The organism is Flavobacterium sp. B183 (assembly GCF_023539155.1).
Classification (GTDB): domain Bacteria; phylum Bacteroidota; class Bacteroidia; order Flavobacteriales; family Flavobacteriaceae; genus Flavobacterium; species Flavobacterium tructae.
Window position 1 is genome coordinate 2503574 of the sequence record NZ_CP097434.1, and the last position, 25028, is coordinate 2528601.

The following is a 25028-nucleotide window of genomic DNA, read 5'->3' on the forward strand; positions in this document are numbered from 1 at the left end:
GAGTACTTTTAAACTTATAATGATAATTTGCTTAACGATTCCAATAAAGCACTAAAGAAAGCGACATGGTATTACAACAGAAAACACTTGAAAAATTGAGAGGTCTAATAAATGAGGATACAGAATATAGAACCGGTCCAAAACTAGTTACGTTTTTCAATAATTTAGGTTTTAACGATTCTTATGGTGAAGGTTTTCCATCCAGATGGAAATTCACTGATGAAAAACTAAGTAAAATTAATGGAACACCAGAATTAGATAAATGCATTATTCAACTCTTTGCCCCAGTAAATTTCATTGGAAACTTTACCCGTCTAGATAAAATGATTGATGATTTTAATAAATTCCTTGTTTTTGATAGTTGGAAAGTAATACGCGATGGAGCTACTATAAGTTTTGGTAAAGCCGACAAAATAATTTTTGAAGAAACAAATTCTAAAGCAAATTCAATAGAAGATGATTTTCTAAAAAAAGAATTCGATGAATTAGGATTAGATGTATTGAATTTAGAAACTTCACTTACAGAAACGCTAAACCTAAGGCTTTCAGAAATCAAAAAATGTTTGAGTGTCGAAGCCCCTCTTTCTGTTATATTTTTATGCGGCAGTACTTTAGAGGGGTTATTAAACGGCATTGCAAACAAACATCCTAGAGATTACAATACAGCTTCTAAAGCTCCTACAAAAGAAGGCAGAGTAAAACATCTTAGTGAGTGGACACTAGCTAATTTAATAGAAGTTTCCTGCGAAGTTGGATACCTCAATGAGGACGTGAAAAAATTCAGTCATTCGCTTAGGGATTTTCGGAATTATATACACCCAAGTGAACAGGTTAAAAATCGTTTTAACCCTGATTATCATACCTCTAAAATTTCGTGGCAGGTCCTTAAAGTTGCTATACATCAAATTAGTCGAAAAATAAATAGTACTCCCCTTTCCTAAATGTTTTAAAAGTTTAAAACATTGTCTTTCTCTTTTTGTAGTGTTTTATTTAATAACTTAGGAAACTTAATTATCTTAATATATGTCTGAATCAATTCTACCTAAATTGGAAGCATCTCGTAAAGAACTTTTAGATCTAGGACTGCGCAATACATTACTTAACTATAAGACATCCAAAGTTAAAGGCTTACAAATTGTACAAGAACAATCTTCATCGATATATGATATCTTAGTCAGGCAGAATAAAGCTATGACTTTTTTAGGACGCCCAGGTAAAGATGAAGATGATGAATTATTTGAACTTCCGGAACTTACCGAACCGGAAATACAAGATGCTTATAATGATACCAGATTACAGGTCAATGAAACAGAAGCCAAGCTTCAGACTAAAATACTAAATACGTATTATTTTGCTAGAACAAGCATTGAAGAGCAAGGTGTCAACATGTTATATCTTGCATTAGGAATACTGAATTGGTATGAAAAAGGAAATAGTGAAGAAACAAGAAAAGCACCATTGATTTTAGTTCCTGTAGCTTTGGAACGTTCCAGTGCAAATGAACGTTTTCGCTTAAGATACAGTGGAACTGAAATCGGACCAAATCTATCATTGCAGGCAAAAATGATGGTAGATTACAACATCACTATTCCTGATCTCCCGGAAGAAGAAGAACTAGATCTTAAAACATATTACAGCATTATAAGAGAACGGATCAGCCATATTGAAAATTGGAAAGTTGAAGAGGATTCCATAGAATTAGGATTCTTTTCTTTTGGTAAATTTATGATTTATCATGATTTAGACAGTGAAAAATGGCCAGAAGATAAAAAACCATTCAACCATAATATTTTAAAATCTTTATTCGATACTGGATTTAATGAACCTCAACCATCAATTGGTGAAGAACATCATCTTGACAATGATACGAATGCTGATGAGCTTATGCAAGTCGTAGATGCCGACAGTTCACAAGTTATTGCAATGCTTGCTGTACATGAAGGGCGTAACATGGTAATACAAGGCCCTCCAGGAACAGGGAAATCACAAACAATTACAAATCTTATAGCAAATGCTGTCGGAAATGGAAAAAAAGTGCTTTTTGTTGCTGAAAAAATGGCCGCATTAGAAGTTGTAAAACGACGATTAGACAGTGTTAACTTAGGAGAAGCATGCTTAGAATTACATAGCCACAAAGCAAACAAAAGAGAATTACATAATGAATTAAAAAGAATACTTGATTTAGGCAGGCCAACAATGACTCGTTTGGAGGAAGAAATTAGATTTCTTCATCCTATGATAAACGAACTTAACCAATATTGTACTTCGGTAAATTCTGAAATTTCAAAAAGTGGTTACTCAGCACAAGAAGTGATGGGAAATTTACTAAAAATAACAACTCATAATAAAGATTATAAATTCCCTAAAATACAAGTTGAAAATATTAACGTATGGGATTCTATAAAGATGAGAGAAGTTGAACAGCTGGCTGAAAAAATACAGGTAAGACTAGAAAAAATTGGACAACCTGAGAACTTGCTGTTTTATGGTACTGATATAAAAATTTTCCTCCCAATAGATGAAGAAACCTCAAAAGAATTATTAGAAATTGTAATTAAAGATACAAATGAGGCAATAACTCTTATTACTTCCATTTCCAATTATGTTGAAATTAATCCGTCCACAGAAATAGACGATGTTAAACTATTATTAAAAACTATAAAAACTGCAGCGGAGAATCCAGGCCTCACATTCATGAATATAACCGATTCTGCTTGGCTCAATAATCAAGCTGATATTGCCGAATTATTAGAAACTGGAATTCGACTAGAGCAACTGCATACACATTATGACAATTTAGTTATTCCAGAAGCTTGGGATTATGATATACTTGAAATCAGGCAAAATTTAATTGTACATGGCAGTAAGTGGTATAAATTTTTAATAGGAGATTATAAAAATAGTGTAAAAAAATTGTCGGCACTTCTCACAACTCAGGTACCTTCAGATTTAAACACAAAATTAGAGTATGTTAATGCTTTAATGGAAGGAAAGCGTCTTACAGCCTCTCTCCTATCTTTAGAACCTTTAGCGCAAAAATTATTTGATAGCAGATATCAAAAGAAACGAACAGATTGGGAAACTGTTAAGAAAGCAGTTCAATATCTACAAGGGGTACACCTTCTTATTCAGGATGACGTAATATCAAACACGTTTCTATCCTTTCTTAGCAAAAATCAGGAGCCTTCTGTTGCGGCTGACTTTTTAATTAATTTAGAGAATGCTTTAGAAAAACAAAATATTTCATTAAAGTCACTTTTAGAAAAACTGGATTTAAAAGATAATCAAATACTAAATATAAGTTTAGCCAAACAGCAAAGCTTAATAAAAAAATGGTTCGAAAATCTACCTGAGATACATCAGGCAGTATCTTGGAACGTAATGAAAGAAGAGATTGAAAGAAATGGAGCCGATTATTTGATTAGAGCAGTTTATAACTGGCCCGACGCTGTTTTGCTTTTAAAAACAGCTATACAAAAAACTTGGTATGAACATTTGATTGAGCAGGCAATGACTAATAGTGTAGCGCTTCGAAAATTTGAAAGATCAAGTCATGAAGAAGTCATTGAAAAATTTAAACGACTTGATGTACTTAATCAGTTCTATAATCGCGCCAAAGTTGCTCTTAAACATTGGGAAAGTTTACCAAAACAGGAAGGTGGCGGACAAATTAATGTACTTAAAAGCGAATTCAACCGCAAAGCCAGACATATGCCGATTAGGAAACTTATGCATGAAGCAGGACTGGCAATTCAAGCAATTAAACCTGTTATAATGATGAGTCCAATGTCAATTGCAAATTTTCTCCCTCCAAATAGTATTGATTTCGATCTGGTTATTTTTGATGAAGCCAGCCAAGTACGTCCTGTTGATGCTTTGGGTGCTATTTTACGTGGAAGACAAGTAGTTGTTGTGGGGGATACAAAGCAAATGCCTCCAACAAGTTTTTTTGACAAACTAAATACCGATACTGAAGATGAAGAAAACGTAACTGCTGATATGCAGAGCATCCTTGGAATGTGTGATGCTCAAGGTGCTCCTCAACGTATGCTGCGCTGGCATTATCGCAGTAGACATGAATCCTTAATAAACTTGTCAAACCAGGAGTTTTACGAAAATAAATTAATAATTTTTCCAAGTCCCGGATCTAAAAGCAAAATGGGTTTAGCATTTAACCACCTGCCAGATACTTATTATGACAAAGGTAAAACACGCACCAACCCTAAAGAAGCTGAAAAAGTTGCTGATGCTATCATTAACCATGCGCTAAATAATTCGAAGCTAAGTCTTGGCGTTGTTGCTTTTAGCACAGCGCAAATGCAGGCTATTCAAAATGCACTTGAAGTAAAAAGAAGAAAAAATCCTGAAGTTGAAAATTTCTTTAGAAGCCACCCTACTGAACCTCTTTTTATCAAAAATCTTGAAAATGTTCAAGGAGATGAACGAGATGTCATTTTTATTAGTATTGGATATGGAAGAACTGAAGACGGTAAAGTACCTATGAGTTTTGGACCTCTAAATAACGAAGGTGGTGAACGAAGACTAAATGTTTTAATTACAAGGGCAAAAAGCAGATGTGAAGTATTCACAAATATTACAGCCAGTGATATGAATCCTGGACCAAATGCAAAATTTGGTATTAGAGCATTAAAAAGTTTTCTTTATTATGCACAGCATGGGAAGTTTGAAAGCGACAAGGAAGAAATAATAACTAAACCCCAGCCATTTGAGGAAATTATTGCTCAAAGTCTTCGCGATAATGGTTATATCGTGAGAGAAAAAGTCGGCTCTGCAGGATTTTATATTGACTTGGCAATAGTGGATAACGATAATCCTGGAAGATATATTCTTGGAATATGCTGCGACGGAAAGTCTTATGAAACTGCAAAATCAGCTCGGGATCGAGATAGATTAAGAACTATAGTCCTTGAAGGCATGGGCTGGAAATTATTTAATGTATGGAGCACTGATTGGTTCCGCAATCCCCAAGGAGAGTTAAGGCTTTTAATAGAAACTATTGAAAATGCTAAAAATCAAGTTGAACATAATGATGCACTTGAAGAAGAATTAATGGATGATTTAAAAAATCTTGTCCGAGAAGAGCCTGAAGAAATTGATAATTCAATCCCCCGCTATATAAAAGCTTCTCTTCCGATTGAGGTTTGCCATCAAGAAATTCATACGTATTCCCTTGGAAAACTTGGAGCGTGGATACATGAAGTCGTCAAAGTAGAAAGTCCTGTTCATTTTGAAGAAATGGCTCGTCGAATTGCAGATGCAAATGGCATTTCAAAAATAGGAAGCCGTGTCAGAGCATCTATTACAGATGCAGTAAACTATGCTATTAGAACTGGCTTAATTAAAAAGAAAGATGAATTTCTTTGGCATTTTGAAGATCATTTACCAGTAATACGAGATAGAAGTTTACTTAGTCCAAATTCAAAAAAAATAAGTCTTATTTCTGATGAAGAGATGAACTTGGCAATCATTAAAGTTGTTGAAAGTTCTATCGCTATTCAGCCGGATAATGCTGTTATCTTAATTGCGAAACTTTTTGGATTTGCGAGAGTTACGGAAGATATGCGAAACCATATTTTACTATCCATCATAAAAGCAGTTAAATCTGAAATTGTAAAAAAAGATGGAGAGTTTTTAAAATTGATATAAAGATTAATTTAAATCTTAAAAACAAATGCAAAGATTACTCGAATCATATAAAACACTACTTCATTTAGGAACACAAATGATATTTTTTAACGAAGTCTATAAAACTTACAGAGATAATGAAGATTATTTAAATAAAGTAAAATTTGAAAATCATTATGCTGGATTACCCTTAGCAAAAGTTATCTCAGGTTCACTTCAAAATTATTCCCATATAATTGCTTGCTCATTTATTGACGAATACAATAAAGAATTTTCAATAGCGAAAAACACTGAATTCTCGAATAGAATAAAAAGGTTAAAACAAATTACTAAACCTGCAATGAAGCGATTAAACTCTTGGTCTGATTTTAAGAACTACAGGAATTATATATTAGCTCATAATTATAGAATAGGAGATAAATCAATTTTTGCATCTGACTTTAAACCAATACTTTTTAATATTCCTCACACTAATGCCGAAACAGTTTTAGTTGTTGAGTTAATAAAAATTATTACAACATGTATAAATTATGAATTTCCTGAATTATTAAACGAATCTGATTGCGTCGCTCATATTTTGAGAAGATACAGTTTCCTTAAGGCTGGTGATTTAGCAATCAACCACACGTTCAAAGACGGGGAGTGCTACACTTTTCTCGGGTACCCCGCAACAAGGTCTAAAGTTTTGCACAAGACCGATATTTTTGATGCCGCCACGTTTTTTTATTTTACTTCACCCGCCAAACTCGATCAATATTCGAAATTAAATCGAAATCCGGCTGTTAGTGTTGTTGCCCGTTATAATAAAAAATCTGCCTATAACAGCAGGAATAATTCCTTTGGAACTGGACCTGATCTTCACGGCATCAGCGGGTGCGGTCTATGGTTTACAGATCCTTCACACTTAATTTCGGGAATTGTAAAGCCTAGATTAACTGCAATAATGACTGATTGGCCTGTAAAAAACAGATCAGTAATTATCGGAACCCGTATCGATGTCATAACCGGAATCATAAAGAAATATCTTGACGTTGATTTTCCTGAATCTCAGATTGTAAAGGTTCATTAAATTGCCTTATAAAACATTGATCTTAAAACAAAACATCTGAAGAACGATTGACTCTCCAGTAAAAGGAGAAATAGAGATATCAGGTAATTCTACCTGCGTTTATTTCTGTTTTATTTTAATATATTTGGCTGAGTCCATTTTTTTATTATAAGCTGTCAAAACCTAATTATTGCCGTAATTATAATTTATTATTATGAAAGACTACTTTCAAAATGATGTGCCCATACTGCTGAAGCTGGCTAATCATAAAGAACTGCTAGAGGGCTTTCCCGGTGAAAGCGAGGATGTGCAGTTTGATGCAAGACTGATTTACAATCAGAGAATGCCTGAAGAGGTACAGCTGATTATTTATTATAAGCCATCTGATTATTTGTACGAGAAATTCAGAGCACTTGCAAAAGCAGGGATCAGAATCCTAGACTTGGTAAATCCCGCAGTATCTCCAAATAAATGGGTGCATCCGGAGTTTTTTGAGTTTTCTGAAAGCTCTCTAATTGATATTCATGAAACCCATTATTACGATCATGACAAGAAATCTCTGATATTGGTTCTTGGGAATTTTTGTCTTTTCGAGAATGGAAGGTATGCTGGGGACGCAAGATTCAGGCTTGCGGAGAATGCCATTTCCCACCTCGCAGGATATATCCAGTACGGCCAGCTTGGAAGTTATGACTCAGATGATAAATTCATTGAGAGGAATGAAAACAGATGGACAAGGTTCGGTCCTGTCGAATTTATGCTGTCTTTGAACCATTCATATAAACAAGGCGAACCACAAAAGGATTTTGTAATAACCCGAGATGCACAGCTAGTCTTTAGGGATGACAGCGAAAAATTAAATGATCTGCAGCTTCTTTCCCTTGGAGAAGATTTATGTCTGCTGATGTCTCTGTACTGGGAGAAAAACATTGATTTTTTCAATGCCGTGCTGAGGGTGAACGATAAGGAAAATTATGGTACCAGACAAGTTTTTAAGCTTAGCAGTGATAAACTTGATTCCTCGAAGGAGTTTCATTTGAAGGATAGCTTTCCCAATATTTACGATTTTGCAGAGTCGGTAAATTTTGAGAAATTCCAAAGCTACGGAGAGCTTATTCAAGAGGCAGTTCCAAGACTGGTAACGATAAATAATCTTGATGATATTTCAGCTTTCATGATCCTTTACAACATCATTGAAAAGTTCAGGAACTTTTTTTTAAAGAAGTCCTTGGACGGCCGAGCTTTTACTGTCAAGGAGGAGTATGCGTTTACCGGATCTGAGAGTTATATTTCTAAGTTCATAAAAACTAAAATAAAAGAAATTGGCGAAATAGTCGCGCAGGTGGATAAACAGGAATTTGAATCTAAAGCTTTTGAGAAAGTATCCTTTATTAAAAAGACTGGCCTGATAGATCAGTTCGAAAGTTTTATAACCTATTTGAATCTGGATCCGGACAATTATGATGTGGAATTTGACCAGCTCATCAAAGTCAGGAACCTGATATATCATGGAAATCCGCCCGACAGGGATGTTTTTCTGTATAATAAGGAGATGAAGGTCCTTGTATACGATATCTTGCTGAGTATAATTACTTGATAAAATTAAAAAGCTGGTTGAAAATTAAGCTATTTGTTAAAAATTCCATTTGTTAAAATTCACTTTATATTTTTTAGCATAAGGAGTGTAAATTCTGAAGGATGTCAACAAAAATTGCTTCGTATTGATCACGATATTTCGATTACTACAAAAGTAAATATCATTTTTTAAATGAAAATGTTTTGACAAAATACAATTTAACTTTTTGATTAAATTGGATTTATAAAATTTATTTAAAAAGAAGATCAATTGAATAACACTGGTCCATATAAAATCATTTTTTGTAATATAAATAGTTATATATTAGCCTTTGTAGTTAAGACTTACTATTGTTAATTAGATAGAATACGTCACTAATTATAAATCATTAAAAAGGCTCTAATTCATCAAAGAATTCAGCAGACTTATTAAAATGTATACTGATAAAACAATTGAAAAATTACAATTATAAATGGCCGAAATTAAAAGAGAAGCTGGTGACAAAACAAAAGGATTTACTCTGCAAAAGCAAAGGGCATTAGGTCTTTTTTTTGATGAATTTAAGAACAACCCCGATGCATGCATTAATGTTGCTATTGAATATAAAGGAGATGTGTTTTTGCAAAATGACGATTCCAAATATATTGAAGAAGAAAAAAATTATGATGATAAAACAGCGTTTTCTTTTAACTCGCCACAGATCTTAAATACACTAGTTTACTTTTTAGAAATCTGGATTTCGTCAGGTAAAAGTACTAATCTTAAGTTTGGTTTTTATTCCACTAATAAAATTAGTGTAGAAAATAATACAAAAAATACCAAATTATTAGATATCACATTGCCTAAGGAAGGATTACTAAAGCTCGTTATTGAAGCGAAATTGCAAAATGATCATGTCTTAGGGTCGGTCAGAAAGTATTTGGTGGATGAATATTTGAAACAATATGAAAAAATATAGAGCAGGAGCTGGATGATGATTCGTTGGTTGCCTTTTTAAGCGCAATTAACTGGTATTTTGAGCAAGATAATGAGAAAGATTATAAAGAAGAAATTATAAGCAAAATTAAATATTCAAAGTTCGCTGAATCATTTACTAATGCCTATCAAACAGAATTTGTTTATGCCGCATTAATGCTTGCGTTAGAAGAAAAACAAGATGAAGCAGATACGATTTTAAAGTTCCTAAGAAAAGATGGTATCGAAAATTTCTTTTTAAAAATTTGTGCAGGCAAAGAAATTAACCTGAAAGCGCAGAAGTATATTAATATTGATATCAGTGACCTTAAAATAAAGGTAGGGACTTGGCTCCAGACATTTCTGCATAATAAATATTTTTCCAATATTAAAGATAAATCATTTCCTGAATTAATTGATAGGAAAGTTGCGAAACATAATAGGGAAATAAAAATTACGAGAAAGAATATTGAAGAAACTGATCCTGCCAAAGCCAAACAGTTAGATGTTGTAATCAAGAATCTTGGAGATTTAATTAATGATTCACAACCAACCTTTTTATTTGGAGAAATCGGAAGCGGGAAAAGTACTTTACTAGCCCATTACTTTTTGAAAGAAGTAAAAAGTGATGTTCTTCCAATTTTCATACCTTCGAGTTACCTTCGCGGCAAAATACCAACTGATAAAAAAGTACTAAAGTCAATTATAAATGAATTCGTTAATGAAGAATTAAATATAATTGATAAAATATTTGATATAGATTTTATCCTTTTAGCAAAGAAAGAGGTAACATTAATTTTTGATGGATTAGATGAGTTTGATTACGATGAGCGCAAAAAACTGCTTTCACATTTGCTCATTTGGTCCAATACTGCTGTAAATATAAGGATTATTGCTTCTGGTCGACCGATTGAAATGTCTGATTTAGTACATTTTAATCAATGGAATTGCCTAACTACATTGGATTTGAGCGAAGATGAAATAAAACTAATTTTAAAAAATGAGGCGGTTGGAGCCGGAATGTCAGTTAAGGAGGCAGAAGATGATTCTGCACAACGGTGGAACATTTTAAAATCTAAGCAAGAACTATTGGCCAATGCAAGCACTCCTCTAATTGTATGTCTAATTAGAGACTTCCTGGACGAGAACCTCAATTCGAAAACATTAGGTGAAATATTATATGACGTTGTAAAAATAAGATTAAAATGGACCTCTATTGACCAGAAAGAGAGTTTTAAATTATTTTTAAATACTTACCCCAATGTTCTGCAAAGAGAGAGTTTTATTGCATCAATTGCATACCGGCTTTATACATCCAAAGATGGAAAAATTAATGATGATGTTTTTTATCAAATTATAGACAACTTAATTTCTACTGAAGTTGGAGAGAGAAACAAAGTAGTGGATGAAACAATAAATTTTATCAAGAGCAACTTCCTCCAGAAAACTGGAGAGCAGTACGCGTTCCAATCCCATCAGCTTCTCCAGCTTGTAGTTGGTTTATATCTATTTAAAGGGATTTTGAAAGGCGAAGATTTTACTTTCAAAAATGAAAGAATTAATTCTTGGAGGGAAATTTCTTTTGCATCGGCAATTGCAAGAACTAAAGGAGAAAGTGCCAAGGTAGAAAGTTATCTTAGCGAAGTAATCGCGGAATTGCTTTTAACCAGTAATAATACTCCTGCAGCAGCTGTTCTATTAGCCGAAGCACAAATTTCTTCATTAAACACTATATTTCTTGACAAGGTTAAATCGATTGGTTTTCGGCCACTCATGTTTTGGGGGCAGTCTGACTCGTTGGTTCCACAGGCCTACGCATACATTATAGATGATTTGAAGGACGTTGGTTTTGACTGGTTTTTTAATGATTATATTACTCCTAGACATTCAACTTTCTCTGGAAATGATGAGATGGCGGCTTTGATACTTCGATATTATCTGCTAAGGTCTCAATTTGAGCTTAAAGAAAGAGAAAAAACTATGCTCGCGTCAATAATTCCATACCATTTAGCTGCGCAAACTTTCACATGTCACGAATTGTTGCCAACAATGTCTTTAGCAATACCTAAAAAATTTACAGTAGAGAAAGGCTGTATATTGTTTGCAGAGGCTTTGAAAATTGATTTACTAAAAGAAAGAGCTGCTGAACTTTTAAAAGAAGAACTAAATACAGGAAATAGAGAGGCGGTGGTAAAGGCATTAGAAATTGCATGTCGAAGCAAAGATCGTGACCAGATAAACGCAATTAAAATGTGGTTCGAAATTATTGAAGGCGATATTCCCAAAGTTATTCTTGACAATTGTATCAATCTAATTGCTAATGAAGAAAGTGAGTTATTCTTCTTACTTCAAGCTAGGATGGGTGAAGAGAGGCTTCAAGCCTATTGCAGATTTAATGCAATCAGTAACAATTCTATTTCAGATGCAGCAGCTGTAGTTTTATTTACATATTACGCAGAGCGAAACCCCATTTTGGTTGGTGAGCCTGTTTTAAAGAAACCTTCATGGTCTGACTACAAAAATGGACCAAGGGAAAAAATTGTCGAAGAAATAATTTGTAATAGTGAAAAAGGGGTTGAGTACATTTTAAGGTTTGTTGATTATTCCGACGATAAATCAGGAATTCCTGATTTATATTTAAAGTATTTTTTAGCAACTTTAGAAAAATATGAAAATATTTATCTAAATGAGTTTTTGTTCATAGTCCGAAACTTAAGCAAATATTCACTAGCTAGGTATCCTGAAATCAGAGCTAAGTTTTCAGCAGTCCTTACAGATACTTACTATTATGATGTCTTAAAAAGCTCGTTGAAACATTTGGATGGAAGACTAAGATATAAAGCAGCCACTATACTGCTGATCAGTAATCCTGAGTATGAAAAAGAAGCATTAGAGATAGTTATAAGATCAGTTTCCAAAAGTCATCATGATAATCAAGAATTTTTGAGGCTATGCATGAAACTTAATTTTTCTGCTAATATGCTGGACTTCATATTTAGCTTGACAAACGAGTTGCCCGAGCTTTCAAAAGTTTTTGCATTAAAACTGCTTTACCATAACAATCAGCATAAACTAACCAAAGACTTATTGACTGAATTAATTAGAGGATTGTTAGGAGATGCTTCTTTTTTGGATTGGAGCGGGAACTTTTTAGATGATGGAATTGAAAGAGTTATTGGTAAAGAGCAATTTTATTTAGATATTTTGTCTGAATTAAACTCCGAAAATCTAAAAAATAGAACATCCGCAGCGAGAAGTTTACTCTATCATTATGCAGATAAGCTAACCATAAAAGAAAAAGCGCAATGCTGGCTTTTAGATATCCAGGATGCGCCGGAAAAAATTAAAGATTTTTACAGCAAATTTCAGATTTTATTTGACAATACCCATTTTGTTGAGGAATTGAAAGAATTCGCACTTTTAGTTGAAAAGAAGTACAGTTTGAAAGATTTAATATTCCCTGCTTTCTATCAAGCTTATAAGGATGGAGGAGACTGGAAACTTTTTTTTCTGGCATTAATACAAAGCAAAAGACATTTTGATGATCATGTTTTTCAGCATTTATATGGACTTATTTTACAATTAGGAAAACTTGACCCTTCAACTAAACAAAAAATTGGTGTGGCTGTTAAAGAAATAATGGCGTTAGAAACTTTTGCGCAGGACCATCGCGGTAATTTACTAATTCCGCAATTAGCCATAATTGCTCATGAATTCAACGCCCTAAATAATTTTGAAATCAACGAAATTTTGGATAAATATAGAATTACTGATGATAATGCACTTTGCGCTTTACTATATAGATTAGGAGCGATTCCAGAAACATTTAGCACTAGTGAGAAAAATATTGATCATATATCACTATTCGCGCGAAATACTGTAATTCCCTTTGTTGCTGTAAATTTGGATGAACTTGATAATCTTCTAGTAGACGGTGAAGATATTCCCCATTCTATTATTACTAATATTGAAACTGTTCTGGTTCAAGGAGATTTAACATTTAAAGACCTTGTGAACTTGTCGAATAAAGGAAATTTAGGAACTTATTTTTCGATTGCTGTTAATTTTTCAAATAACCAAACCCTGGATCTGTCAGATTTTGCGAAAGCTGAAAATATTGGAAGTAGAAATTATAATGCTCGTAAAATTACTCAGGAAAACAAGGCAATTCTCTCTAAAATTAGAGAGATATCTCTTTCAGATGATAAACAGAAAAATGACTATATTAATTTATTGATCAATGATATTGCAGATCCTGCAAAGTCAAAAGATGTAATAAATTTATTTACTGAATTGTTTACTCTAAAAGCGGATTTCGATTCGGAACTGCTTCCCCTTTTATTTGAAAGTTTAATGGAATTTCCCTATAGATTTAATTTGAATTTACTCTTTTGGATTAATGGATTTGTTATCGAACTTGATGAGGAAAAACAAAATAAGCTAGTAAATCCATTTACAGCATTTCTAAAAGCAATAAATAACTATGCAATAGAAAGACATGAAAACAAGCAAGAACTTCTTTCATGGTGTTTATCCCTTATTTTACTTCTAATTGAAAAGAAGGTCAGCGAAGATATTGAGCGTGGAATCTTAAATGGATTGAAAAATATTTTTATTCAAGATGGACAAAAGTATGCGGTAAATGAGCATTCCCATTTACAATTTAAAGGACGGGATTTATTCATTTGTAGTGACGTGATCATTAAAAAAATTGATCCTTCACTTTTTCAACAAATAATACAAAAAGGAGCTGGTAGCAATGTACCTGAGATTAGTTCTTTATGTACAATGTTTTCAGTATTTACAATCCAATAAAAGATGCTGCAAAAGCTATTACTAAGTGTGTTGGAGAACAATTTTCTAATAAAGATCGTAAAATGAGCAATGATGAATTAGTATAAATATCTGTTTTAAATTTAATGCTTAATATTTCTTTTGGAAGAGTAGGACAGTATGACAGTAAGCGGAATTAAGAAGCAGAATTCTGTTTTGTAAACAATTACAAATTTAGATGGTTATCAAATTTTTTTTAGTCAAAAATTATGTTTGAAATATTCTCAACCAGGGAAACTGCGATAATTGTATGGACTTCCATATTTATTATTGTTGCCCTTTTATTCATAAAATTTAAAGGCGTTTTTGATCTTTTAAGCGATTTTTTTAATCGTAAGATACAAATTCCGCTTTGGGGAATGTTTTGCTATATTGGAGTAATAACCTTTGCTTTCTTTACAGCTGGGGTATGGAATATGGGTCTGCTTAAAGATACGATATTATGGTCGTTAACTTCAGCAACCATTTTGTTTTTTAATATGAATAAAGCAAAGGAAAGTTCTTATTTCATACCAATCATAATTGATAACTTAAAAGCAGTTATACCTCTGGAATTTATTACTAATTTTTACACTTTCAGTTTTGGGATTGAAATGGTTATGATTCCAGTTATGACTTTTATAGGTGTGATGCAGATTGTGGCAGAAAATTCTTCAAAAACCAATCCTGACCATTTGAAGACGGCCAGCTGTTTAAAAGGTCTGTTTGCCGGACTTGGAATTTTTATTTTTATTTATGTATTTTATAAAACATTAATAGATTATAAAAGCCTGATCACCGTTGAAAATTTAAAAAGTTTATTTCTTCCGGTTGTTTATACATTTCTTTTACTGCCGTTTCTATATCTGTTGGCACTTTATATGAATTATGAAGTTTTATTTATACGACTGCCTTATCTGATTGACAATAAAAAAGAACGGCTTAAAATGAAATTAAATATCCTTCTGCTGGCAAATCTGAATTTAAAAAAACTGCATAAGATAAGCACTAACTTAAATTTTGCGACATATACCGGTCAAGAAATTAGGAAAAGCTTAAAGAGAATTTTAAAGGAGCCTGATTGAAAAGATCACTGAAATGGCTATTTCAATTTCAATGTCTCGTTCTTTAAAGTGGGATTATGTAAGGCTTAAAGCAGTGCGAAGAATACCTCCGGAGGAAAGCTTCTTGATTTTTTTGCCCTATGCTTTTTTTGATTATTTTTGATAAAGGGATTAATGCTAATTGTAACATAATAAACAACTGAAATGTTAGAAAAACTGCTTATGATCGAAGGATATGAGTTCCTTCTGAAGTATTTTGACAAAGAACTGCTGGATAATGCTGAAAAAGGACGGATATTGGCATTCTGCATCAACTACAAGCCAAAGGGTTACGAAACAGAGTCCCAGACCACTCAGTTATTGGAGCGTCTGCAGGGCGATTTCGCAGATGAAATTTACAAAATCATCAGCTTAAATCCGCAGTGGTACGAAGGATTTGATGTTAGCCGCAGATTTGACGGAGGATGGATGGGCGGCTATAATAGTGCCGGACAGCGGGGAACAGTCAGCGCCCACCGATACTTAATTATGCATTTAAAGGAAAATACCCTTTAAAGAATAAAGGTAACAACCATCGAGAAATTATGTTCAAAAAAATCTGCATAAAGGACAAGCAAGCCGATGGCTATAGGCTTGACGTGGCTTTCCTGATTGATTCAATGCTTTTTTACGGCAAAGTAGTTTTGCTTGTGCACCGTCAGGAAATGGTTATCCTTTTAAAATTTTTAGGTGAGGATCTGTTAAATGAATTGATAGCAATAGGACGCATTGAAGTAAAGTTCAGGGAAAATATTTTAGGGTCGATGATTTTTCCTGGCGAAAAATACAGCGTGGATACTTTTTCATCGCAGGATGAAAACATTGAAACAATCCTGTATCAGGCGCACAGGGAATTACATAACAACAGCGCAAAGAACCAGAAATTTGCTTCGGAATTCGGCAGGAAAATTGCCTCTTATTCTTACCCCGGCACGGTAAGGGAAAATATTATTGCCGATTTCAATAATGAAGATTACCTACAAAGGGCGCTTCCTGTTTATCTAAATTCGATAGTACCCGAATTTGTACTGCCTGAAAAAGTCGAAATTGAGATTGTTAAAGACGGACAGTTTGCGGGCTATGATGCTTATACCCTTAATTCAAACATAGACATGACCGAGCTCAATAGAGTCCATAAACAGCACAATCCGGATGCAGGTTATCAGATTGACTACAGCGGATTTCTACTATCGATCGCCGAATCCAAGGGGGATATCCATATAACCTCAGAGCTTGACAGCGAAATTGTGACCTCTGAGCTTTATTCGAAATTTATAGCATTGGAACTGGAGAGCATCATCGCGCAAAGAACCAAATCAGAGAATGAACTGAATCTTTTCAGCACTTACGTGCTTCAAGACTGCACCTCGCTTGGCACTGCTTTTGTAAATGGCATTTTAAGCGGCAGGGATCTCTTGCGAATCCTTGAGAAATCAGACCAATTCAGGGAATGGCTTGAGCATATCCCAGAGAACAATAACTTGCTTGGGGAGTATCACAATGCGGTAATGAAAAAAGAATTTTCTGCAAAGATGCCTACAAGAATGGTGCGTTTTGTGCTTTTTCAGGCAGCAAGTTTGGGACTTGGCCTGCTCGGAACTGGAGCGTTTGCGGCTGCGGCTGCAGTTGGAGGCACCGCTATTGCGGCAGCTGACAGTTTTTTGCTGGACCAAATAGTGAACAGGGACTGGAAACCCAGCCAGTTTATTGACAAAACTTTAAAACCAAAGATAAAGGTTTGAAAATGAGATTTTTGGTAGGTAATATAATTATTTGCAATTAAAAGATCGAATAAATCCCGTTGTATTAAAATTAGTAAACTGGATCAGTTTTAAAAAACTAAAAAACTATACTTTTTTGTGTCCATGTCAATTACGTCCGCACTGCGGACGCAATTGAAAATGTTCTACAAAACTTATGATTTCGTCGCAATTGATTTTTTGCTCTAAATAAATGAGGTTCTTTAAAAGACTTTAAATTCAGAATCCTCTTTAAAATCACTTAAACTTAGATTTCAATTTCTCCATGTCTTCCATAATATTGACATCCAAAACTTTTGCATAATGCTGAGTCTGTTTAGTGTTGGTATGCCCCATCATGGCTGATACATTTTCTAGTCTTACCCCGTTTCCTAAAGTGATAGTGGTTGCAAATGTGTGTCTTGCTACATACCATGTAAGATGTTTGTTTATGCTGCAGATATCAGCGATTTCCTTAAGATAAGCATTCATTTTCTGATTGGAAATTTTCGGGATAAGACCTCTCTGCTGGTTTTTGTATTTCGAGATAATATTCTCAACAGTTGGCAGTACTGGGACATTAGCTCTAATGGCAGTTTTGGCTCTGCTGGTCATGATCCATAAATTTCCAGTCGAATCTTCGGATAGGTTTCTTTCTGTTAGTTCCAAGGCATCAACAGGCGCATATCCTGTATAGCAGCTAAAAAGAAATATATCTTTAACCTTTTCCAGACGAGGCGTTGAAAATATTTTGTTTTCAATTGTATTCAGTTCCTGCTGTGTCAGGAAAACGGCATCTTTTACGCTGAGTCTGCCGTCATAAATATTGAATGGGTTTTTTATGATCAAATCCATCTTAATAGCGTAATTGCATGCAGTTTTATACATTTTCATATATTTTACCACCGAATTGTTTTTGATGCCTGTCTGCTCTTTAAAACTGCTCTCATACTTAAGGAACTGTTCCAGTTTAAAGACAAATGAGCTTGATAGCTCAGATGCTGGCATATCTTCCTTTTTATAGTTGCTATTGATGAAACTTAAAAGCAGGTCTTTTGCTCTTTTATACTTCTGTAGAGAAGCCGGTGCGCGCTCTCCTGAGTTAACTCTTTTAGTAAAAAATATAGTATATGTGTCCATAAGATCAATTATGGTAGGACCTTGTGGCTGGTCTATTTTAGTTTTACCTGTAATTTCAGCTTTTAATAATTGAAGGTCAACCTCAGGGTCAATTCTGAAGAGTTCAGTAAATTTTTTGGCTGCATTAAGCTGGAAAAGATCAAGTAGATTTTTGATTACTATTTCTTTTTCAATTTTAAGCTGGTTTCTAAGATTATTAGTGCTCGCCCATCTTTCTTTTGAAATCGCTTGCCCGGTTGACATTGAAATTTGTTTGTTATTGTAACTCAAACGGGCATAGATAGGAGATTCGCCATTCTTGTTTAATTTGTCGGATTTTTGGTAGAAAAGTACTTTTAACATGTTATCTAGTTTTAAAATTAATAATCAAATTGAATTAAAAATTTTAAGAGAGCCCATTGACAGCAGGGAATTCCCGGGGAATTCTTTCTTTTTAGTTACCCTTTTTTGAGAAAAATGACTCTAAAAAAAAGGGGTAACTAATAGGGTAACCATTCTTTGATAAAACATGTGCTTTTTGAAAAGTCTGCAAAAACGAAAAAGCCTTTAAACACTAGTGTTTAAAGGCTTTTGACTTTTAAAGTTTCTTCTGAAACTTCTACTGGCGGAGAAAGAGGGATTCGAACCCCCGGACCTGTTACAGTCAACAGTTTTCAAGACTGCCGCATTCGACCGCTCTGCCATTTCTCCAGTATGTTGCGATCATTTGCTGATTGCGAGTGCAAATATAAGATGCTTTTTCGGTTCTCAAAACTTTTTCAGTGCTTTTTTTTGAGCTATTTTTGAAATAATTTTCAAGTATCTAATTATCAGTATTTCCGAAAAATAGATTTTTGAAAAATTAGTTCAGGTCGTCCAAAATTGGCACCGGTTTTTTGTTTTCATCCACCGCAACAAACGAAAAAGTTCCTGAAACTACGGTTTCACGAAGCTCGGAATACATTTGCTCCATAAAAATATCGACGTGGATTTTACAACTCGTTCTTCCAACACTGATCACTTTGGCTACTAATTCGATTAAAGTTCCCGCCGGAATGGCTTTTTTAAAATCGATTTGACCGGTTGAAATCGTTACTACTTTTTTTCTGCTGAATCGTGTAGCGCAAATAAAAGCAACTTCATCCATAACATGAAGAGCTGTTCCTCCAAATAAAGTGTCGTAATGGTTTGTTGTACTCGGGAAAACCGCTTTAAATATTCGTGTTTCCGATTTTATAATTCTTTCTTCTACTGTTCCCATATATTAATAACTTACGTATTCGGTAATTTCAAGTCCATATCCAATCATTCCCACACGTTTTGTTTGTTCCGTGTTAGAAACCAATCTGATTTTTGAAATGTCGATATCGTGTAAAATTTGCGCACCAATTCCATAATCTTTACTGTCAATGATTACTTTTGGAGCTTTCATTGTTCCTCCTGCCTGTAAAGTTTTAAGTTCGGAAATTCTGTTCAACAGATTTACTGCCGTCATATCCTGATTAATGAATAACACGGCTCCTTTACCATTTTCATTAATCACTTTAAACATATCGTCTAATTGCTGTTCTGCATTATTAGTTAAGGTACCTAGTAAATCGTTGTTTACCTGCGACGAATTGATTCTTGTTAAAATAGCTTCTCCCAGATTCCAGGTTCCTTTTGTTAAGGCAATATGAATTTGTTTGTTGGTGGTTTGCTCGTATGCTCTTAATCTGAAAGTTCCAAAACGGGTTTCGATATCAAAATCCTCTTTTTTTACAATCAGACTGTCGTGCTGCATTCTGTAAGCTACCAGATCTTCAATCGAAACTAATTTTAAATTGAATTTTTTAGCCACTTTTGCCAATTCAGGCAAACGAGACATGGTACCGTCTTCATTCAAAATTTCGCAAATAACACCAGCCGGTTTAAATCCTGCTAATCGGGCAAAATCTATAGCGGCTTCTGTATGTCCGGTTCTTCTTAAAACTCCGCCTTGTTTGGCTACTAAAGGAAAAATATGTCCCGGACGCGCCAATTCATGTGGTTTAACATTTGAATCGGTCAGTGCTATTACCGTTTTAGAGCGGTCAGCTGCCGAAATTCCTGTCGTTACGCCATGACCTTTTAAATCTACAGAAACCGTAAAAGCAGTTTCCATATGATCGGTATTGTTAGTTACCATTGGTCTTAAGTCTAATTCTTTACAACGGCTTTCAGTCAATGGAGCACAAATTAATCCACGTCCGTGAGTAGCCATGAAATTGATCATTTCCGGAGTCACTTTTTCGGCTGCAGCCAGAAAATCACCTTCATTTTCACGATCTTCATCATCCACTACAATGATTACTTTACCCTGACGAATGTCTTCAATAGCTTCCTCAATGGTGTTTAGTTGTATTTTTGTTGTTGACATAGTTATTTTTGATTTTGAGCCGGAAAAAACCGCTCGGAAATTTTTTGAAATAGTTGTGAGATTGGAGTAGTAATTGCATCAAAGTTGATTAATCCGTTGTCGTTAGTAGCACGATAAGTTAATAATACAGCTAAAGGCAATAGTATAAAAGAGGACATCCATGCTCCTAAAAACGGATTCATTGCGCCTTCCTGTGAAAGTCTTTTTCCAAAAGTATTGATGAAATGGAAGGTAATAAAAATTAAAACGGCAAATACAATAGGTAAACCAAGTCCTCCTTTACGGATGATAGCTCCTAATGGTGCGCCAATAAAAAACATTAAGAAACAGGCAAAAGCGATTACAAACTTTTCGTATAAGGCCGTTAAATGCTGATTAATATCTCTTTGTTTTTCTTTTAAATCGTTTTGTGTTGATTCAATAGAATAAATATTGCTCGTCACATTGCTGCTAGCCATTCTTATCACATCAGCCTTTTCTTTATTGGTGTAGCGTGATAAAAGATCATTGGGCAGATTTTTTTCTTGATGGTTGTTTTTACAGGAACGACTGATTTGGTAATCCCCACACGCTGATTGATATTTTCTGAAAAAGAGATGATTTCATTATCCAGATTTTTGTTCAGGGAATCGAGTGTATAACGAAGTTCGCTAATGTTCAACATTCCGTTTGTGTTGCTTATATTTTCTTTATCGTCATCGGTTTTGTTTAATTCAGATAAATCAATATTAATGATCTGTTTTTTGAAAGCACTTTTTATGAAAGGCAGCTTAGCGCGATCTTCGTATTTTTTAGGAGTAACATCCTGGTAGTAATATCCGTCATTTAAAACTAATTTTAAAATACTGGATTTTTCGTTACTCATCAATTCACCATCTTTGGCTTTGATAACGGTTTTGTTTTCGCCGGTATTGGTTGGTTTTTCGTGAATCGTAACACCTGTTAAAATGTTTCCATTTTCACCAGATTTTTTGTTGACTTTAATGTTGTAAAACCCAACATCATTAAACTGCCCTTCAGCAATTGCCATGGCGGGCTTAGCTTGTGCAATGTTTTTTCGGAAATTAATAAATTTATATTCCGCATAGGGAATCACATTATTGGCGAACCAGAAAGCGACAATACTTAAAACAAAGATAAATACGATTAAACCTCGCATCGCTCTCTGAAGTGATATTCCTGATGATTTCATCGCTGCAAATTCATAATTCTCGGCCAGATTTCCGAAAGTCATAATAGAGGCCAGTAAAACCGATAGAGGTAAAACCAGCGGGATGATTCGCGGCATGGAGAATAAAAGGAACTTCACAACCAAAATCAAATCGAGATCTTTACCTGCAAGTTCAGAGATAAAGAGCCATACGGTTTGAAGTATGAAGATAAAAAAAAGGATTACAAATACCGTAGTAAATGTAATCAGGAATGTTTTTAGTAAGTATTTGTCTAAAATTTTCAACCTTGTAATTAATCTAATTTATTGATGTAGTATTTTGGATATTTGCTCGCTACAAATGTAAATTGATTTTTTGATAAAGGCTGATTGGTTTTAAAAGAATTAACGGTTAAAGTGGTTTTTGTTCCATTTTTTCCGGTTTCGATCAAATTATAAATGTGTTTGGTCTGAACATCAATGCCTAATAGGATCTCTTTTCTTTGGTCTTTAGAGCTTGTAGGAGCTAATTTGATATATTGTATTTTTCTTCCTTTAACATTTTGAACAATATCCATGTTGTATTTGTAGCCGGAATTGAAGAAAGTCAGCATTTTTGAAGGTGTAATAGCAGTATCGTCCTTCTCGTTTACTTTGGAAATTGTAACTTCTTCGTCTTCCGGAACGATGGTGTAGGTTTTTTGACCGTCAAATATTTTTGTTACTCCCATAAAGTTCAATACATATTGATTGCCTTTCATGGTTACATTTCCTTTACTGTCCTGATTGATGTTCTCTTTAGCGTTATTCAGGGTGTATTTAAAGTCAATAACAATATTGTTGTAGCTTTTTATTTTTGAAGTTACTTCATTCAATAAATCTTTGGCTTTTTTATCCTGAGCCTGAATAGAAGTGAAGCTCAAAAGCAATAAAACCGCCATTTGAATGCACTTTTTAGTCATCTTAGTAATAGAATTGTTTTGGATTTCCTGAATTTTTGTTTTCATGATGGGATTAATTTTGTTCATTATTAAAAAATTGGTCAAGAGCACTTAAGTCAGTGATGTTTACGGTTCTTGCTTTACTGCCTTCAAACGGACCAACAATACCTGCTGCTTCCAGCTGATCGATCAGGCGACCGGCTCTGTTGTACCCTAATTTTAATTTTCTTTGCAGTAATGAAGCCGAACCTTGTTGCGCATTGACAATAATCTCTGCAGCTTCTCTGAATAAAGTATCTCTTTCGGAAATATCCACATCAAGATTGATGCCATTTTCTTCTCCAACAAACTCCGGAAGCAAATAAGCTGTGGCATAAGCTTTTTGCGAACCGATAAAATCCGTAATTTTTTCCACCTCAGGAGTGTCTATGAAGGCGCATTGTACACGTATCACATCATTTCCGTTGGTGTATAATAAATCTCCTCGTCCAATCAACTGATCGGCTCCCTGTGTATCCAGAATGGTTCGGGAATCAATTTTAGAAGTTACTCTGAAAGCAATTCTCGCAGGGAAATTGGCTTTAATTAAACCCGTAATAACATTCACCGATGGTCTTTGTGTCGCAATAATCAGGTGAATACCAATAGCACGGGCCAATTGAGCCAAACGGGCAATAGGAACTTCAACTTCTTTACCGGCAGTCATAATTAAATCAGCAAACTCGTCGACTACCAGAACAATGTAAGGTAAAAATCGGTGGCCTGCTTCGGGATTTAGTTTTCGTGCTTTGAATTTTTCGTTATATTCTTTAATGTTACGTACCATCGCGTCTTTTAGTAAAGAGTAGCGATTGTCCATTTCAACACAAAGTGAGTTCAGTGTATTCACTACTTTTGCATTGTCGGTGATGATAGCGTCTTCTGTATCAGGAAGTTTGGCTAAGTAATGTCTTTCGATTTTATTAAAAAGTGTAAGCTCTACTTTTTTTGGATCTACCAGTACAAATTTAACTTCGGCCGGATGTTTCTTGTATAAAAGAGAGGTCAAAACAGCATTTAAACCTACCGATTTTCCTTGTCCGGTTGCCCCGGCCATCAGTAAGTGAGGCATTTTAGCCAGATCGACCACGAAAGTTTCGTTTGAGATTGTTTTTCCTAAAGCAATTGGCAGTTCCATTTCAGCTTCCTGAAATTTAGCAGACCCAATAACGCTTTTCATCGAAACCATTGTAGGGTTTTTGTTCGGAACCTCGATACCAATAGTTCCTTTCCCTGGAATAGGAGCTATAATACGGATTCCTAATGCCGAAAGCGATAATGCGATATCGTCCTCTAAACTTTTAATTTTAGAAATTCTGATCCCCGCTTCCGGTACAATTTCGTATAAGGTTACCGATGGACCAACGGTTGCTTTGATCTGCGCAATTTCAATTTTATAATTGCGAAGTGTATCAACAATTTTATTTTTATTTTCTTCTAATTCTTCCTGATTGATTGTAATTCCCCCAGTTGAGTATTCTTTCAATATATCAAGTGTAGGGAATTTATAATTGGATAGGTCTAAAGTAGGGTCGAATAAACCAAAATCGGCTACCAGACGGGAAGCCAGATTCTCTTCGATAATATCTTCTTCTTCCGCTTTTTCGATTACAAATTCTTCCGTATGAACAGGTGTTTTTACAGTTACCGGATTGATATCCATTTGAACTGGTTTTAAAATCGGATTCAAATCAATTTCTGAGGCGTTTGAAATAGTTGGTTTTAAAGCTTCTTTGTTGATTTCGAACTGGCTGATATTAGATTTTAGATGAATGTTGTCTAATTCCGGATCTTCTTCCTCGATGGCAAATTCTTCTAAGTTATAAGCACTTTCGGCTTCCTGAGGTTTTTTTATAGAAGCCAATTCAGAATTGAATTCTTTTTTAGTAGAATCAAAATAAGACTGAATTTTTTCAGGAGATAGTTTGATTTTAAAAATCAGGTACACGATTAATCCGAAAAGTAGCGTAAGTAAAGTTCCGGTTTTTCCGATGTAATCTTGTAAAAACAGATTAAGTTCATATCCAATTGTTCCGCCCAATTCAGGTGCTGAAGTGGCGAAAAATCCAAAAAGTACAGAGACAATAATAAGGGCAAAAAGATCCCAAAACCAAGTATTTTTTAATTTTTTGGTAGAAAGTTCCAAAGCGAGAAACATTCCGGTAAGGAAAAATAAACGGACGAATATAAAAGAGGCAATACCAAAACCTCTGTATACAATTAGATCGGCGAGGAATGCCCCGAATTTTCCGAGCCAGTTTTCTACAATTTCGGTACGATCGCCAAGCTGGCTTACCGCACTTTGGTCAGATTGCCATTGTCCGTTGACATAAAAAGAAATAAAGGCAACTAATAGTGCCACAGAAAAGAGTATCAGAAGACATCCCAAAACAAATTTTTGTTGTTTGGATAGGTTTCCGTACTTTATCTTTTCAGTCTTTGATTCGTTTTTTTTGTCTAAAGTTTCCTTTTTGGTTGTTTTTGCCATTCTTGCGTTTCCTGT

General features: G+C 34.4%; 14 protein-coding genes, 1 tRNA gene and 1 pseudogene. 9 read left to right on the forward strand and 7 right to left on the reverse strand.

The genetic code is table 11. The features are described 5' to 3' along the window. The first annotated feature begins 65 nt into the window (after positions 1 to 65). The 9 genes from M4I44_RS10710 (at position 66) to M4I44_RS10750 (ending at position 16881) form a co-directional block, all read left to right on the forward strand. Positions 66 to 941: a hypothetical protein gene (locus M4I44_RS10710; RefSeq protein WP_249967286.1), complete on the forward strand. Its 876-nt coding sequence runs from the start codon at positions 66 to 68 to the stop codon at positions 939 to 941. Between the two features lie 82 nt (positions 942 to 1023). Next, a complete protein-coding gene (locus M4I44_RS10715; RefSeq protein ID WP_249967287.1) occupies positions 1024 to 5667 on the forward strand; it encodes a DUF3320 domain-containing protein in 4644 nt (1547 codons plus the stop codon). A gap of 25 nt (positions 5668 to 5692) precedes the next feature. After that, a complete protein-coding gene (locus M4I44_RS10720) occupies positions 5693 to 6715 on the forward strand; it encodes a hypothetical protein (protein ID WP_249967288.1) in 1023 nt (340 codons plus the stop codon). Positions 6716 to 6908: 193 nt separating this feature from the next. After that, positions 6909 to 8291 (forward strand): hypothetical protein, encoded by a 1383-nt coding sequence (locus M4I44_RS10725; RefSeq protein ID WP_249967289.1) that lies wholly within the window; start codon positions 6909 to 6911, stop codon positions 8289 to 8291. A 451-nt stretch (positions 8292 to 8742) separates the two neighbouring features. Next, a complete protein-coding gene (locus tag M4I44_RS10730; protein ID WP_249967290.1) occupies positions 8743 to 9228 on the forward strand; it encodes a hypothetical protein in 486 nt (161 codons plus the stop codon). A 23-nt stretch (positions 9229 to 9251) separates the two neighbouring features. Next, positions 9252 to 14039: an NACHT domain-containing NTPase gene (locus M4I44_RS10735; protein WP_249967291.1), complete on the forward strand. Its 4788-nt coding sequence runs from the start codon at positions 9252 to 9254 to the stop codon at positions 14037 to 14039. Between the two features lie 227 nt (positions 14040 to 14266). Then, positions 14267 to 15121 carry a hypothetical protein gene (locus tag M4I44_RS10740; RefSeq protein ID WP_249967292.1) on the forward strand — a complete coding sequence of 285 codons (855 nt, stop codon included), beginning with the start codon at positions 14267 to 14269 and terminating at the stop codon, positions 15119 to 15121. A gap of 183 nt (positions 15122 to 15304) precedes the next feature. Beyond that, positions 15305 to 15655, forward strand: a complete 351-nt coding sequence (locus M4I44_RS10745) for a hypothetical protein (protein WP_249967293.1) — start codon at positions 15305 to 15307, stop codon at positions 15653 to 15655. A gap of 29 nt (positions 15656 to 15684) precedes the next feature. Continuing rightward, a complete protein-coding gene (locus M4I44_RS10750) occupies positions 15685 to 16881 on the forward strand; it encodes a hypothetical protein (RefSeq protein WP_249967294.1) in 1197 nt (398 codons plus the stop codon). 255 nt (positions 16882 to 17136) lie between these two features. On the opposite strand, the gene M4I44_RS10755 is transcribed toward M4I44_RS10750, so the two are convergent. The 7 genes and pseudogenes from M4I44_RS10755 to M4I44_RS10785 all read right to left on the reverse strand — a co-directional run bounded on the left by M4I44_RS10755 (position 17137) and on the right by M4I44_RS10785 (position 25013). Then, positions 17137 to 18360: a site-specific integrase gene (locus tag M4I44_RS10755; protein WP_249967295.1), complete on the reverse strand. Its 1224-nt coding sequence runs from the start codon at positions 18358 to 18360 to the stop codon at positions 17137 to 17139. Between the two features lie 260 nt (positions 18361 to 18620). Continuing rightward, positions 18621 to 18708 (reverse strand) — tRNA-Ser (locus M4I44_RS10760). Between the two features lie 151 nt (positions 18709 to 18859). Beyond that, complete coding sequence (locus M4I44_RS10765) at positions 18860 to 19258, reverse strand: acyl-CoA thioesterase (protein ID WP_017495517.1); 399 nt, start codon at positions 19256 to 19258, stop codon at positions 18860 to 18862. A 3-nt stretch (positions 19259 to 19261) separates the two neighbouring features. Beyond that, positions 19262 to 20395 (reverse strand): 3,4-dihydroxy-2-butanone-4-phosphate synthase, encoded by a 1134-nt coding sequence (ribB, locus tag M4I44_RS10770; protein WP_017495516.1) that lies wholly within the window; start codon positions 20393 to 20395, stop codon positions 19262 to 19264. 2 nt (positions 20396 to 20397) lie between these two features. After that, positions 20398 to 21851: pseudogene (locus tag M4I44_RS10775) on the reverse strand (LptF/LptG family permease). Between the two features lie 8 nt (positions 21852 to 21859). Beyond that, the gene (locus M4I44_RS10780) at positions 21860 to 22552 is read right to left on the reverse strand and encodes an outer membrane lipoprotein carrier protein LolA (RefSeq protein WP_051041434.1); all 693 of its coding nucleotides are present in this window, start codon (positions 22550 to 22552) and stop codon (positions 21860 to 21862) included. A gap of 7 nt (positions 22553 to 22559) precedes the next feature. After that, complete coding sequence (locus M4I44_RS10785) at positions 22560 to 25013, reverse strand: DNA translocase FtsK (RefSeq protein WP_249967296.1); 2454 nt, start codon at positions 25011 to 25013, stop codon at positions 22560 to 22562. Positions 25014 to 25028: the final 15 nt, after the last annotated feature.

Bases quoted from the DNA above. Each gene is read 5' to 3' on its own strand.
- M4I44_RS10710 (WP_249967286.1), top strand. From the start codon at position 66: ATGGTATTACAACAGAAAACACTTGAAAAATTGAGAGGTCTAATAAAT.
- M4I44_RS10715 (WP_249967287.1), top strand. From the start codon at position 1,024: ATGTCTGAATCAATTCTACCTAAATTGGAAGCATCTCGTAAAGAACTT.
- M4I44_RS10720 (WP_249967288.1), top strand. From the start codon at position 5,693: ATGCAAAGATTACTCGAATCATATAAAACACTACTTCATTTAGGAACA.
- M4I44_RS10725 (WP_249967289.1), top strand. From the start codon at position 6,909: ATGAAAGACTACTTTCAAAATGATGTGCCCATACTGCTGAAGCTGGCT.
- M4I44_RS10730 (WP_249967290.1), top strand. From the start codon at position 8,743: ATGGCCGAAATTAAAAGAGAAGCTGGTGACAAAACAAAAGGATTTACT.
- M4I44_RS10740 (WP_249967292.1), top strand. From the start codon at position 14,267: ATGTTTGAAATATTCTCAACCAGGGAAACTGCGATAATTGTATGGACT.
- M4I44_RS10745 (WP_249967293.1), top strand. From the start codon at position 15,305: ATGTTAGAAAAACTGCTTATGATCGAAGGATATGAGTTCCTTCTGAAG.
- M4I44_RS10750 (WP_249967294.1), top strand. From the start codon at position 15,685: ATGTTCAAAAAAATCTGCATAAAGGACAAGCAAGCCGATGGCTATAGG.
- M4I44_RS10755 (WP_249967295.1), bottom strand. From the start codon at position 18,360: ATGTTAAAAGTACTTTTCTACCAAAAATCCGACAAATTAAACAAGAAT.
- M4I44_RS10765 (WP_017495517.1), bottom strand. From the start codon at position 19,258: ATGGGAACAGTAGAAGAAAGAATTATAAAATCGGAAACACGAATATTT.
- ribB (WP_017495516.1), bottom strand. From the start codon at position 20,395: ATGTCAACAACAAAAATACAACTAAACACCATTGAGGAAGCTATTGAA.
- M4I44_RS10780 (WP_051041434.1), bottom strand. From the start codon at position 22,552: ATGAAAACAAAAATTCAGGAAATCCAAAACAATTCTATTACTAAGATG.
- M4I44_RS10785 (WP_249967296.1), bottom strand. From the start codon at position 25,013: ATGGCAAAAACAACCAAAAAGGAAACTTTAGACAAAAAAAACGAATCA.